Annotated in this window: 11 protein-coding genes; 3 read left to right on the top strand and 8 right to left on the bottom strand. The window is 35.5% G+C overall.

Features of this window, described 5'->3' with window-relative positions; all coding sequences use genetic code 11:
• Positions 1–7: 7 nt before the first annotated feature.
• The 4 genes from AWW67_RS18390 to AWW67_RS18375 form a co-directional block, all read right to left on the bottom strand.
• Positions 8–1,522: a B12-binding domain-containing radical SAM protein gene (locus tag AWW67_RS18390; RefSeq protein WP_062303623.1), complete on the bottom strand. Its 1,515-nt coding sequence runs from the start codon at positions 1,520–1,522 to the stop codon at positions 8–10.
• A 61-nt stretch (positions 1,523–1,583) separates the two neighbouring features.
• Positions 1,584–2,339, bottom strand: coding sequence for a class I SAM-dependent methyltransferase (locus AWW67_RS18385; protein ID WP_062303622.1), 756 nt, complete (start codon positions 2,337–2,339; stop codon positions 1,584–1,586).
• 130 nt (positions 2,340–2,469) lie between these two features.
• Positions 2,470–3,291 (bottom strand): class I SAM-dependent methyltransferase, encoded by an 822-nt coding sequence (locus AWW67_RS18380; protein WP_062303620.1) that lies wholly within the window; start codon positions 3,289–3,291, stop codon positions 2,470–2,472.
• 311 nt (positions 3,292–3,602) lie between these two features.
• Positions 3,603–4,697, bottom strand: a complete 1,095-nt coding sequence (locus AWW67_RS18375) for a radical SAM/SPASM domain-containing protein (protein WP_082794103.1) — start codon at positions 4,695–4,697, stop codon at positions 3,603–3,605.
• Positions 4,698–5,008: 311 nt separating this feature from the next.
• Here AWW67_RS18375 and AWW67_RS18370 point away from each other — a divergent pair, with 311 nt between their 5' ends.
• The 3 genes from AWW67_RS18370 (at position 5,009) to AWW67_RS18360 (ending at position 8,503) form a co-directional block, all read left to right on the top strand.
• Positions 5,009–6,097, top strand: a complete 1,089-nt coding sequence (locus tag AWW67_RS18370; RefSeq protein WP_062303618.1) for an SGNH/GDSL hydrolase family protein — start codon at positions 5,009–5,011, stop codon at positions 6,095–6,097.
• Between the two features lie 317 nt (positions 6,098–6,414).
• On the top strand, positions 6,415–7,413 hold the full coding sequence (locus AWW67_RS18365; RefSeq protein ID WP_062303616.1) for a glycosyltransferase family 9 protein: 999 nt from the start codon (positions 6,415–6,417) through the stop codon (positions 7,411–7,413).
• Between the two features lies 1 nt (position 7,414).
• Positions 7,415–8,503, top strand: coding sequence for a glycosyltransferase family 4 protein (locus AWW67_RS18360; protein WP_062303615.1), 1,089 nt, complete (start codon positions 7,415–7,417; stop codon positions 8,501–8,503).
• Positions 8,504–8,591: 88 nt separating this feature from the next.
• Here the strand turns inward: AWW67_RS18360 and AWW67_RS18355 are convergent, their stop codons facing one another.
• The 4 genes from AWW67_RS18355 to AWW67_RS18340 all read right to left on the bottom strand — a co-directional run bounded on the left by AWW67_RS18355 (position 8,592) and on the right by AWW67_RS18340 (position 14,009).
• Entirely contained in the window at positions 8,592–9,716 is a 1,125-nt protein-coding gene (locus AWW67_RS18355; protein WP_062303613.1) for an SGNH/GDSL hydrolase family protein, read from the bottom strand.
• Positions 9,717–9,741: 25 nt separating this feature from the next.
• Positions 9,742–10,716 carry a hypothetical protein gene (locus AWW67_RS18350; protein ID WP_141655506.1) on the bottom strand — a complete coding sequence of 325 codons (975 nt, stop codon included), beginning with the start codon at positions 10,714–10,716 and terminating at the stop codon, positions 9,742–9,744.
• A 2-nt stretch (positions 10,717–10,718) separates the two neighbouring features.
• Positions 10,719–12,071, bottom strand: a complete 1,353-nt coding sequence (locus AWW67_RS18345) for an MBOAT family O-acyltransferase (RefSeq protein ID WP_311316231.1) — start codon at positions 12,069–12,071, stop codon at positions 10,719–10,721.
• Between the two features lie 216 nt (positions 12,072–12,287).
• Positions 12,288–14,009, bottom strand: coding sequence for an ATP-binding cassette domain-containing protein (locus AWW67_RS18340; protein WP_062303609.1), 1,722 nt, complete (start codon positions 14,007–14,009; stop codon positions 12,288–12,290).
• Positions 14,010–14,055: the final 46 nt, after the last annotated feature.

The following is a 14,055-nucleotide window of genomic DNA, read 5'->3' as shown; positions in this document are numbered from 1 at the left end:
AAGCAGACTATTCTTGATAAAAACCCTCAATCTCGGGCTGTCTATATTTGAGCCAATACTTTTGTAATGCCTTTAACTCATAAGGGTAATTATAGATATTCGATTTATATCTAAACCCTGATACACCTCTCATTACCTTTCTTTTAAACGGAGTAACTCTATAATCCGAAACCGTTGGATAATAAGCATTCAGCACAGTCTCAAAATTTTTGATTTTATCTATCATCTGAGGAGTCAGCCAAGGGGTAAGGGGATTCTTACGCAAATCAAAGTTTTCCCATGCTGGATTAAGCCAGTCTTCCAATTTCTCTGGAAACTTAAACCCCTCTTCAATAATCTGTTTATGCAATTCAGAACCTTCTGTTGGCACTGGACTATAGAGGTAAATGATGATCTCCGTATTTGGATTGACCTTTTTTACCTTTTTGATGAAATCGATATCTTTATCAATCTGATCCATCACAGCTGTCTCATCCTTTCCAGGCAAGCCCAAAACAAAAGAATACTCAGGAATGATATTATGCTTACTCATTCTTTCAGCAAACGCCAGAATCTGAGCAGAAGACTGAGTGCCTCCTTTATCCATTTGTTTAAGTACCTCATCATTTCCACTTTCTGCCCCGCAAAAAATCATTCTACAGCCCGCTTTGCTCATAGTTTCCAGGTCCTCATCCTTGTATTGATCCAGCGTATCTATTCTTCCCTCTCCCCACCAACTAATGCCATCATCCATGATGAGTTCGGAAAACTCTACCACTCGTTTTCGGGATGTGAAAAAGTTATTGTCATGAAATTCAATCGCGTCAATCTGATATTCGTCTTTCAGTTTTTTTACATCTTTATAAATTTTCTGCGCTGACTTCCCTTTCCATCTGGCATTGTAGATAGGCACTACAGCACAAAAGGAGCAAGTAAACGGACAACCAAAACTCGAATGATATGATAGAGTGCGTTTACCAAGGAAAGTTTTTCCAAAATATCGCTTTAATGGATAAAAACTAGCCAAGTAGTCATAAGGCAAATCTGGTAATTCATCTTGATTCAACAGCCCCTGCTTTTTAGTAGTTACTATCTCGCCATTTCCATTTCTAAAAATCAGATTTTCAATATGCTCATAAGAAGTACCTGATTCTATGGACTCTAAAAGTCTAGGGAATACATCATCAGCAGGGCCGTTGATCACAACATCAACGAAGCCACTTTCCAAACATACTTTGTACTGATTTGAAGCAAAATAACCTCCCCATATATTGACTATTTCTGGATACTCTTTCCTGATACGTTTCGTAAATGGAATAGCTTCTTTAAGTTGGGGGCCTGGCATAACCGTTACACCAAAATACTTAAAATTCCCAGTCTTAAAATATGCCTCAATTTTCGCCCAAGGATCAATTTCCATATTACCATCCACGAAAACATAGTCAAACTTGCCATGAATGGAGGCTCCTACTTGAAGAATAGAGTTAGGAATGCGATGCTTCCATTTTGCACTTCTGGGGTTGAAAAGGAGTAGTTTATTCATTTCAATTTTTCACCTAATTAACTTGTACGATCTGTAAATATTCTATGCTTTTTTAAAAGCATTAATAATTGATGTCATTGTTTGATTTGTTCCTGATACAAACCCAAAAAAAAGGACTGATGGGAATAAATCTCTTTAATAACCTGTTAACAATTGATTTAGGATTATACATCACTGTATAATCAACCCCCTTTAGGGACTGGAAGGTATGATGAAAATAAAATTTAACCATATGTGGAGCATCATTCTTATTATAATATTCCTCAGTTCTTTTTCTTGCATTCATTGCTTCCCGATTACTGCCGTAAACCGGAGAATCGAGTATGTGAATTTCACCCTGATTAGTTAAATTTAAACGAAGCCTATTTAATAAAAGAGGTACACTTTCGAAATATTGTATACTTGCATTCAGCAAGATAATGTCATATTTATCTTCAAAATTGATATCTAATATATTGCCATAAATTAACTTCACATTCTTGAATTCGCTCAACAGTTGCTCTGCTTGTTCAAGTTCAAGTTTATTAATATCCACTCCAGTGACGTAATCTGCCTCAATGGCAATTTTATGTGTTAACCAGCCATTTCCACACCCAAGGTCAAGAACCTTGGGTTTTCTTTTTGTTCTGATATAATTCAGAAACTTATTTGTCGATCCAACTCTTTGATTCCATTCTTTATGATGTATGTATTGCGGATCGGTTTGAGGCAACAATTTGATCTCATCAAGATTAAGAATCCTTTCCTCCTTCTTTCTAATTAGGTTATAACTTTCCTCAAAGTTATTGGGGTAAGTAAAGTATTGTTGGAATTCCAAAATTCGTTTTTTTTAAAGATAATTGATTTTATCAGAATCTGTTTTCACTGGCCGTTTTGAGCTCAATTAGAGCTGAAACCATAACTGGCCTTTCAGCTCTCAAAAGTCACAAATTAGCCACACCAAATAATTAGGTGTGATTCATTTTTTTCTTTGCCGCCTTTATAATTACTCCTTCCATAATTCGAATATTATTATGATTCACCTCTCGCATTGCCGCATTATAAAAGTTTCTATGTTTCCAAAGTGAACTCATAAATAGAAGTTTCATTTTCCCCAAAAACGTGTAAAGGTTAGACATAAAAATGTGGAATGTGACACTTGAGTGATTATTAGCCGGTAGAATACGATCTACTCTTATAACTTCCTCTAGTTCATATCCTAATTCCACAAGTAACCGTCTCCAATCAGACAAATAAGGAAACTCAGAGTTGGACTGGATCACTCCAAATAATTTCTTACAAGCATTGTTCATTTCATGAATTAGGCATAACTGTGTAGATTCAAGCCAAAGTGTTTCATTGAAAAACAAGACTCCAGTGGGTTTTAGTACTCGTTTAATCTCTTTGAGGTTTTGAGGTAGGCTTTGCCCCTCTTGGATTGCCAAAACAGATTCTACATAAACCTTGTCGAAGGTGTTATCCTCAAACGGATAGCATTGTTCGTCAAACAGTAATTGGAGTTGGACTCGCTTCTGAAGTCGACAGAATTTCAGTCTTTTTATGGCTTGTCTGTGCATAACCTCTGAAACCTCCACACCATGAAAGTTTGTAAATTTATGAATTGAGGACAATTGACAAAGTGTTGCTCCAGTCCCAAAGCCTACTTCAAGAATACTTTCTTCGGGTTCACAGTCTAAGATCTCTATCAGTTTGTATGTTGCTATTTTCCCTCTCGCATGTAAAAAGGGGGTGTGAATCTCCCCAAAATAATCAAGAATATTTTCCGCCATTTCCTATAATGATATGTTTTTATTCAATATCCTCCAAAATAAAATATAGACTTGGTTGATTTACGCTCTCTGCCGTCTTCAGGTCATGAGGCTTTTGATGGAGTTTTAATTGTATCATTTTGCTCCAGCTATGAAGAACAGATTGAACCATTCTTACTTTTTGGGTATACCCAAAACCTTACTTCTTTTGATTTGGAATGTGGCAACAGTGCGCTTGAAGAGTTTATATTCCAAGAAATAACATACACTACTTAGATACAATTCTGAATTTACGTTCAACATTACCCTCGAAATATTGGCCTCATAAAAACCTACCTTGCAAAAGCACTGCAACATCTACTACAAGCGGGCAGTAATCCGCCAGCTTTATTCAAAGTGTCCCTGAATTGAGAAATCTCAGATGAGTTCCAAATAGAGTTAAGGTCATCTTTATAAAGGTTACCAACTGTAAGATTGTAACAGCGCCCATGTGCTGGAATGACTGAACCATCTGACTTAATCATTATATTATTAAAAACATCATGACATCTCTTTCCTATCAACTTTTCCGGCTTTTGGTAGAAATCAAGTAGTCCTTCGTAAGATTCAACCTCAGGAGAGAAAGTTACAGGAAATCTATATTGCTCCGATTTAATCGATCTAATCTCCTCCCATAGTATATTAAGATCCATTTTACTTATATCAATTTCATCTACATTGGAGTTCGTTGCAGGATAGGAATCGCTATACAGCATGTTATGTATATCGGCAACTCCTTGAGGAGTAAAATTGGTATGCATAAAGCCTAATCTTTTTAAAGGGAAGTCTTTAAAAAAATCAACGAAAGCTTTTAGGTGACCAATATTCCATTCGGTTATAACACAGAACACTCCAATTTCAAGTTCTTTAGAGTGCTCCAATAGCATTTCAATCCCTTTTATAGCTCTTTGAAAAGAACTTTTGTGCCCTCTAATATAATTATGAATTTCCTGAGGGCCATCAAGGGAAATAAAAACCTCGTTTAATCCAGCCCTCACCAGTTGCTCAGCTTTTTGTGGCAAATTGAGCGCATTGGTAGTGATAGATGTATACAACCCCTTATTATTGGCATAGTCTAGTGTTTCTAGTAGGTATGGATAAACCAAAGGCTCAGTAAAGCCATAGCCAAGTTTGGCTTTTGGAAAGAAATTATGAGTTTGATCCGCTATTCTTCTAAAAAGTTCTTCTGGCATATTCATCGGCTGAGTACCCACAAGGTTAGTAGCAAAGTTTGTATCTAAACTTTTGGTTCCCACATCGCACATCTTGCAATGCAGATTGCAAATATTGTTAACTCCAAGTACAATCCATTTAGGCGGATAGTACAAGTGCTTTGGCCAAAACCTACTATTTATTTGCCTGATGATATGACTCGTAGCTTTGTTCATTACTTCATAGGAAGTTTCTGGGTGATTTAGATACTCGAATATAAGTGTTAGTAATCTAATAGAATAAACATATTCTACTAAACATGTAAAAAAATTGAAGGCGCTTTTAGTAAGTTATTTACTTTGTAGGATTACTTACTTATGTTAAGAAAAATCAATTCATTAGGTAATTAGGAGTTTTTAAAACTCAAAACATCTATTAAATGCTTCTTTCCATGAGTTTAAGAAGAGTCGAAAACTAAGTGAGTTACTACTTACTGTCTAAAAAAAATAATGAGTGATCTATTCGTTTTTAAAATTTCACATAGAACATGAAAAAAAAGCTCTTTAAAATCGCTTTTCAGCTAGTGCTATCATTAGTGCTTTTTGAACTAGGTTTAATGTTGGCTAGCCATTTAGGTTTTATTAATCTGGAAAGGCCACTTTACACATTTGAAAATCCTCAAAGATACTGGGTAGAGACTGACTCTACGTTTGGAATTTGGCGGCCAGCAAAATATGTTTTTAGACATAAAAAGGAATGTTTTGATGTGTCCTATGAAACTAACTCCATTGGAGCTAGAGATACCGAACGGAGTCGTACTTCTCAAGATAAAAGAGTTGTGGTTATAGGTGACTCTTTTACCGAAGGATGGGGCGTGAGTCTAAAAGATCGGTTTACAAATAGGTTAGAAAATTCTACCAATCTACAGTTTTTGAATTTTGGTATTGCAAGTGTAGGCATGACTCAGGAGTATCTTATTTATAAAAACAAGACAAGGGAGTTTGAACATGATGCAGTTCTTTGGGTAATTTTCCCAGCAAATGACTTGGTAGAAGATGACATTAAATTTCATGCAGATTATTCAAGTGATAGGTACCGTGCTTACTGGGCAGGTTCTTACCCTAACTACACCTTAACACATGGCCTTGATTCTTTAAAACAATCTGCTTATCAAGTTCAGGAATTTAGTAAAGTCAAGATGTTTTTAAGAAACTTCACTTACACCTATATTTTACTAAAATGGATTAAAAATAATTATCATTCTGTTGAGCCAGCAAAATTTGATGAGACTAAGGAACCGGGTTACTTTACTTTTACAGAAGACCAATGGTTTAGAGTCCGCTACAATTTGGAAAAAATGATTGAGTTTCTAGGTGACAAAAAGCTTTACATAACCACAGTCCCAAGCAAATTAGCTTTTGATGCATTTTTAAAAGACGATAAGAAACCACTGTTGGTTGATAGCTTGAAAAGCCTGGGCAAACAATTAAACTTTGAATACTTTGATTTACTCACTCAAACAAAGCCGATTAACAATTGGGCTAATTTATACTACAGCTCCACCTGTGATAATCATTGGAACTCTAAAGGTCATGAGTGGGCTGCAAAAGAAATTCAATCAGCATTTTTTAAGTGAAAACGAAAAAGTTAAATATTCCATCCTATTTATGATCAATAAAATATCTTTGTCAGGAGAGGCTTGAAATCATGAATACTTTTAATTCTCGTTTACGAAACGATTTTCAACGGCTTAAAAGTCACATACGATAATTTAATAAGTTGGATTACTTGCTTAAATTACCATCAATTTTGCCATAAAAATAGTTTATTTAAAAGCATATATTTGATTAATTTGCAAATGTTGAAAACATTAAGTTCAGTCTGTTTTAGGCTGCACCATTTCCTACTGGTTAAATTATATAAGACTAATTTAATATTGAGTAAATTATAATCGTGGCTAAGCATTTCAAAGAAAGTAATTCTTGTAAACCTTTAAAAAAAATACTCTTTATTAGATTGCAGGCCATTGGTGACTCAATTATTACTTATCCCTACATAAGAGAGTTTACTGATAGAAACCCCAGTTTCGAGGTTCATTTTTTAACCAGAAGCTCCGCATCTGATATACCAAAATTTCTAAAGTTCTTTACCAGAGTATGGGTGTTACAGGGAAAAAGAAGACCAATTCACCGCCTACCTTACGTGAGTTTATTGTTACCGCTCTTACTATGGCAACGATTTGATGTTGTTTGTGACCTTCAAAATAATAGAGAGAGCCGATTGATTAGGCGGTTACTTTTCCCTAAAAAGTATAGTGCCTTTGATGTTTACTCTCCAATTCCTGCTGGCGAAAGAGTCTACAATGCAATTAATGAGCTTGGGTTGAATTTCTCTAAGCCTAATTTTAGACCCTATGTTCTCAATAAACCCCCAATCTATGAATTTGACAAAGATACCCTCAAAGTTGTGATTAACCCCGCGGGTTTTTATAGTAGTAGAAATTGGCCGTACAAATACTATGTGGAATGGGCAACAGCTTTCTTACAGCACAGTAAAAAGAAAGTCCAGTTTGTGCTTATTGGTATTGATAGGGTTGAAAAGTTTGCAAACTCATTTTCACTACAGTTTCCTGAACATACAGTTAACCTAGTTAATAAAACGAGCCTTTCAGAGGCGTTTGTTTTAATTCAAAGAATCGACTTTATGTTGTCCGAGGACTCAGGACTCATGCACATGGCATGGGTTTCAGGTGTAAAGACATTGGCGATCTTTGGATCCACCAGATCAGATTGGTCTGGTCCTTTAGGTCCACATTCAATCCTTCTTGATTCCTCAGATATGGAATGTGGCAATTGTATGTTGCCCACCTGTAAGTTTGGCGATAATAGATGCCTAACAAGGTATACCCCTCAGATTGTACTCGAAAAAACCTTTCAGCTCTTAAATACATAGAATGAGAATTGCAATTATTTTAAATGGTGGAGTGAATACAGGCCATAAGCTGGAAGGGGTGCCTGCTTTAACAGCATTCCTTAAATGCATTACCAAAGAGAATGAAGTTGTCATATTCAGTATTCAACCTGCCCTAGCAACTGACACACCTTATAAACTTGTAGAATCAAAAGGCAGTAAGTTTCGAAAATACTTTAACCTCATTTGTAATCTTCAAAGACATCATCGACAAGAGCCTTTTAATATAATACATGCATTTTATGGTTTTCCTGCTGGTATTATAGCTTCTTTTTTAGGCAAGATGTTGCGATTACCCACTGTTTTAACTTTAATGGGAGGGGAATCTGCCAACGTTCCAGTTTCATCATTTGGTATGTTAAGAAAAAGGCGGCTTAAGGTTCTTATATTTTGGGCTATCAAGAATGTTACAAAAGTGGTGGTGCTCTCTAAATATCAATTAGAAATTTTAAGGGAAAACGGATTAAAAAGGCAGGATATTGAGGTAATTCCCTTTGGCGTTAGCGATGGCCTTTTAAGCCCCCCAAAAAAAACAAGATGCATTCAGCCATATAAATTAGTTACGGTAGCCAATATTAATCCAATAAAAGATCATTTTACTTTGCTCTTAATGTTCAAGGAGTTACTCCAATACTTTCCTGCAAAGCTCACTATTGTTGGTGGCGATTTCTATTCCGGTCAGATACACGAGTTTGTTAAAAAACTTGAGCTAGAGCACCACGTGGAGTTTACTGGCCAAAAAACTAATCAAGAGGCAATTGAATATATTAAAAATAGTGATTTACATGTAATAAGTTCACAGAGCGAGAGCCTGTCAGTAGTGTTTATAGAGGCGATGGCTCTTGGTATCCCAACTTGTAGTACAAATGTTGGGCTCATGGCTGAACTGACAGGCTCACACTGTCTAACCTCTGCTGTAGGAAACCCCAAAGAACTTGCAAAAAATGCTAGGACACTTCTTACAGATGAAGAACTTAGAAAAGCTCTAATTCAAAACGGTTTGAACTGGGTAAGACATAATAGCTTAGAAAATATCACTGTTAAATATTTAAGGCTTTATAATGAGTTATAGCTTATAGTTATCGATGAGTTCCATTGCAATCATCATGATAACCAATTGAAGATACAGCCCTAAGAAAGAGACTTAATCTCCAGCCAAATTATTTATTAATGATGTTGATTAACTTCTCACTGATAAGTTTAGATCTTAGCTTATTTCCTTTTAAAGTAAAGTGTATGCCATCCGTGAACATGTCCTTTTCAATAAGCAACTCTTTAACTAAATCTATCAATTCCAATCCATAAGTCTTACTCAAATCAATCATTATTTGATTATGCTCAGCAAGTGCTTGTTGAAAGGTTGGTGCTTTTAAATAAGGAGCTTCTTCTGGAAATTCGCTTGAATAGACAAAAGTTGAAAGTATGGGCTGAGTACCTTGTTCTTTCATCAGCTTGATTAAATACTCTGTATTTCTTTGAAAATATATTGGTTTATTGGTTTTAAAAATAGAGTCTGCTGATACTTGTCTAAACAACCCTTCGGGGTATGTGCCCTTTCTGAGTTGTTCGTAATATAGTTGGCTAACATTACTCTCTGTCCCTTTTACCATAGCATTCAATGAAGATTCAGACTCCCAAAATTTAAAAAACACCATGGAGACACGTATTACACTAAGAAAACGGAAAATAGACCTGGTGGCATATGGAGCTCTTACAATAGAGCCTGACTGATCTGATTTATAGTACTCAGGAGGCCACACTAGCCTGGTGTGTAAATCGTTTATTCCATGATAGATGATTACATAATCTGGCTGAAGTTCATGGATTTTCAAGTAATAATTTTGAAGGTTTTGAATTGAGTAGTAACCAGGAGTACCTGCATTAATAACCTCTGCATTTATTCCTTGATTAAGCAGTTCTTTTTCCACCAAATATGGATATGATTCTTTATAATCTTTAACTCCATCACTATAAGTGGTTGATCCACCGATACATACTATTCTTATTCTATCTTTTTCCTTCTCAATGCTTACTTCTTCTCCTCTAAAGCCCCATGAGTTATGTTTGTTGCTTCCTAATTCATAATTAGGTGTATTTATGTAAAATAAAAGGGGATGTGGTTGTAGGCGTGGTTGCTTGTAGCGGGTCTCTAACATAGCCCTAGAGCCAAACTTTTTGAATATCGGTTCTGATGCAAAGTGTACAAGATAAATCCTCAAAGAAACTTCAGAAATAACAAGTAAATAGAGGAGATATAAAATTATTTTGAGATAACGTTTCGGCATGAAGATAGATTTTAAATTATAAAAGCTAATTTACTTGCTCTTCAAAGTTTTTCCTACGCCCCCTTAATCTTAGGTCAATTATTTTGGAAAGTTTTTGTGCTCCTAAATCAGAAAGGTGATCCGCATCGTAAAAATCCTTGGAAACAAAAGATTCGTCATCATAATAATTCTCATAAACACAGTTGGCATAGGTAGAGTCTAATTCCTGAAAAACCCCTATTGCGCGGTTTACTCTTTCATCATCAATCAGCTCACGATAAGACTTATAAATTGGAGGTGAATATAGATAAACCATAACTCCCTTCTCTTGTCCAATTTTAATAATTGATTCAAGAATTTGTTTGTTATATGCTATCCCTTTTTCCAATTCATATTCGGGAAAGGATATCTGTTCATGTTGGCGCGCTGTCTCTCTTCCTGTTAGGGCTAGGTCTCGTGCATCTTCCCAGCGAAAGTTTGTACCCCAACCCAATTCCGAACTGCTTGTTTGCGGTATGTGCCGTAAATAATAATTCGTTAAAGTGTTGGCCATGTTTCTTAGTAAAAACATCTTAGAATTTATCTCAAAGTAATCACCATATGTCCATGGAATATCTAAGTCGTAATAAATTCTATACTTGTGAATGGATGGATTATAAAAAAATGGGGCATCTTCAATCTTTTGAAAATACAGCTCCATAGGTATAATGGGGATTACAATGGTTTTTAAATTAGTAAGCTCATTTTTATACTTCTTCAATATTTCTAAATCCATATAGGTGCGCTGAACAATGTATGCCGCGTTAAAGGTGTTGTAGTCATGGAAATAATTAGGATCTAAACCATAGTAGTTATGAGAGTTACCTAACAACAGCGTTTCTATTTCGCCTGCATGCTCATTTAGGTATTGTGCCTTAAATGAGTAATCGTTAGGTATTCGTCTATAGAGCACTTCCATAAGTGACAACAATACTAGCAAGGGTAGAACGCATAAAAGGAACTTAATGTTAAACTTCTTCATGGTCAGAATTGAAAGTAAATGAAATCTTGAGGAATACCTCCGTAGAATAGAATAAGAAAAATGATAAAATAATAAAATGAGTATCGTTTAAAAATCCCCCATTTGAGCAACAACTTCTCTAGCGCATGTTGTCCATTTCTTCCCGACCACTCCACTGTAAAAAACAATAAGAGAAAAGCAGCAAGGATTACTCCATTCCTCCCAAAAATACCCAAGTCAAACCTCAGAAAGGAATCTGAAAGAATAGCTGAAAAATATTGAAAGGCATGATTAATACTCTGAGCTCTAAAGACAACAAGACTCAGCGAGAACAAACTAAAGGTTCTGAAAATCAAAAGAAACTCCCTTATTCTTGGGTGCAATCCTCCATCTTCAAGCGACCTTGATCGTCTCTTATCTTTCAAAAAAACTTCTGGCAGATAAAGTAAAGCACTTACAAGACCCCAAACTATAAACGTCCAATTGGCACCATGCCAAAAGCCGCTTACCAAGAAAAGCACGAGCACATTGAAAACTATGCTCCTAAGATTCATTTTGCTGGCCACCATCATAGGTATGTAAACATAATCCCTAAACCATGTGGTAAGAGAAATATGCCACCTTCTCCAAAACTCACCAAAGTCTTTCGAAAAGAAAGGAAAGGCAAAATTTTGCTTCAGATTGAAGCCCAAGATCCTAGCTGCGCCAATTGCTATGTCAGAATAACCTGAAAAATCTCCATATATCTGAATAGCAAAGAGCATTGACCCAACAATCAGAGTAATACCGCCATAATTCTCAGGTTGGTCGAATATTAGGTTTACATACCTGGCGCAGTTATCGGCAATAACTACCTTTTTGAATAATCCCCAAAAAATTTGTCTAACCCCATCTACTGCAAGGTGATAATCGAATGAGCGTTTTTTTGAAAACTGAGGAAGTAAATTGGAAGCCCTTTCAATCGGGCCAGCTACTAGTTGAGGAAAAAAACTTACAAAGGCCGCAAAAGCCACTAGGTCTTTTGTCGGCTGTATCTTACCCTTATAAACATCTATAGAATAACTTAATGTTTGAAATGTGTAGAAACTGATCCCAACTGGTAAAATTATATTTAGAGTATCAAAAGAAATATTTTTTCCTAAAAAAGAAAATGCTTCAACAAAATTCTCCACAAAAAAACCGTAGTACTTAAAATAGAATAAAAGCCCTAAGTTGACTAGTATGCTTACATATAAAAGCACCTTTCGTTTTGCTAGATTTTGGAATCTCCCCAAGTAGATTCCAACTATAAAATCAACCAAGGTGCTAAAGGCTATTAATATTAAAAACCTCCAATCCCACCAACCGTAGAAAATATAACTTGAGACCAGAATCAAGATATTTTGCCTCTTTACACTTTTCTTAAGAAGATACCAGTAAATGAGGTATACAAGTGGGAAAAAAATTGCAAAATCGATAGAGTTGAAAAGCATTTTCAGTTGAAGAACAGAGGTTAAAATTTATTTTTTTACAAAATCTTATCTTTAAATGAAGGTCTAATTTACTTCAAAAAAACCTACAAAGCCCCTTATTACATAATAACATTCATGCTCTTATGAGAGGTTTAGTACTTGGGTACATTTAGATTTAACCAATAAATCATGTGTTGCAAATACACATAATCGGTTTTTCAAGTAGCCCTCGATTAAGGAATCCATAATTTCGGCACTAGTAGATTCATCTAATCCACCAGTTGCTTCATCAAAAACGTAGATAAGCTTGTTTTGTAGAATAGCCCTAGCTATACCGATTCTTTGCCTTTGCCCTGTCGAGAGATTTAAGCCGTTTTCTTCAATTACTGAGTCCAATCCATCTGAACGCGAAGATAACAAACTTTGAAGCTTAAGTTCGTGTAAAAGCAACACTATGTCTTTCCTTTCTGAGGTTGACAGTTGTTTACCAAAAGTCAAGTTCTCCAATAATGTTCCACTAAAAATAAATGATGATTGAGGAACATATGCGACTTGACTCCACCAATTTTGACTTTCAATATCATCTAAAAGCTTACCATCTACTGTAATGCTACCTGAGTTAGCTGGAACTAGCTTGAGCATTAGCTTTAGTATAGTGCTTTTGCCTGAGCCAGACTCCCCTACAACTGCAAGTTTATCCGTTGGTTTTAATATTATGGATATCTCAGGTAAAGTGAAATCAGATTCAGGGTATTTAACACTAACATTGTCAAACTTAATTTCACCTTTAAATGTAATGTCAGCACCAACATTTCGAACAGGTTTACCTTCTTGTGCCTCTTTGCTTATTATATTTTTGAGTAAATCTACCGTATAAATATAAGCTTTCAGGTTGGTTGATGCCGATACAATTCCATTGAGAGAGGGAATGATTTTAGCTATTGAAAGAATAAAGACTGAAAGTATGGTAATTGATTTTTCGGGTGTAAACTCAGTCGTAGTTATGTAGTAAAAGAAAACACCTATACCTGTTATCGATATAAGCTCTAAAAAATAAGGCGCACTATTCGACAGTGTTAGAAGCCTTGCCGTAGTTTTCATTAATTCTTTGCTACTCTCTTCAATTCGTTTTCTAAAAAAGTCGCCCTTTTGAAAAAGAGCTATCTCAATTCTACCAGTAAGGGCCTCTGCAACTCTTTGGAGAAAAACGGGGTTCAATCGTGAAAATGATTGCTCAACCTTCTTTATTGGACGCTTTAAAGAAAGTAGATACAAGATCAGTATCGGTACAAAAACTAAACATACAATTAAAAATATCTTCCATTGAAACAGCACTAAGCTCAACAAAATTAGGGTAATTGTGATAGCATTCGGAATAATTCTTAGAATTGTAGCCAAACATTGAAAGACATATTTACTAGGTACTTGAGCAATGTTTTCTAATGAATGCCCTGTATTGTAATGACTAAAATCAGTCATTACAATAGATTGAATATTATCGTACACCTCAACCACAAGCCTATGTTGTGTCTTGGTTAAAAAGTGGGCTTTTCTTTTCTCAATAATATAGAAATAGATAAACTTAATAAGAAAAAAAAATGCAACAAATAGGATTAAGATGGCTGTTGTCCTTTCCAGTTCAACACCAAGAAAGGAGGTAATATTAAGCCATAACTTGTTTGTTCTTAGGATTTCCGGCTTAAAATAGCTGAGAATTAAGGGCAAGAGAGAAGCAATAGATGCAAGATCGAAAATCACCCTTAATGACAGCCAAAGAACTATTTGATTAAAGCTCCTCTTCTCTTTTGGTGAAAGTAGGTATGCAATTCTTTGAATTACCCCCTTTTTAGTACTGGTATTCATAGCTTAATGTAGCATGAGCGAGTTTTGTGACTTAAGGCAATACGAC

The organism is Roseivirga seohaensis (assembly GCF_001592945.1).
In the GTDB taxonomy this organism is placed as follows: domain Bacteria; phylum Bacteroidota; class Bacteroidia; order Cytophagales; family Cyclobacteriaceae; genus Roseivirga; species Roseivirga seohaensis.
This window is presented reverse-complemented; position numbering and strand designations above follow the sequence as displayed.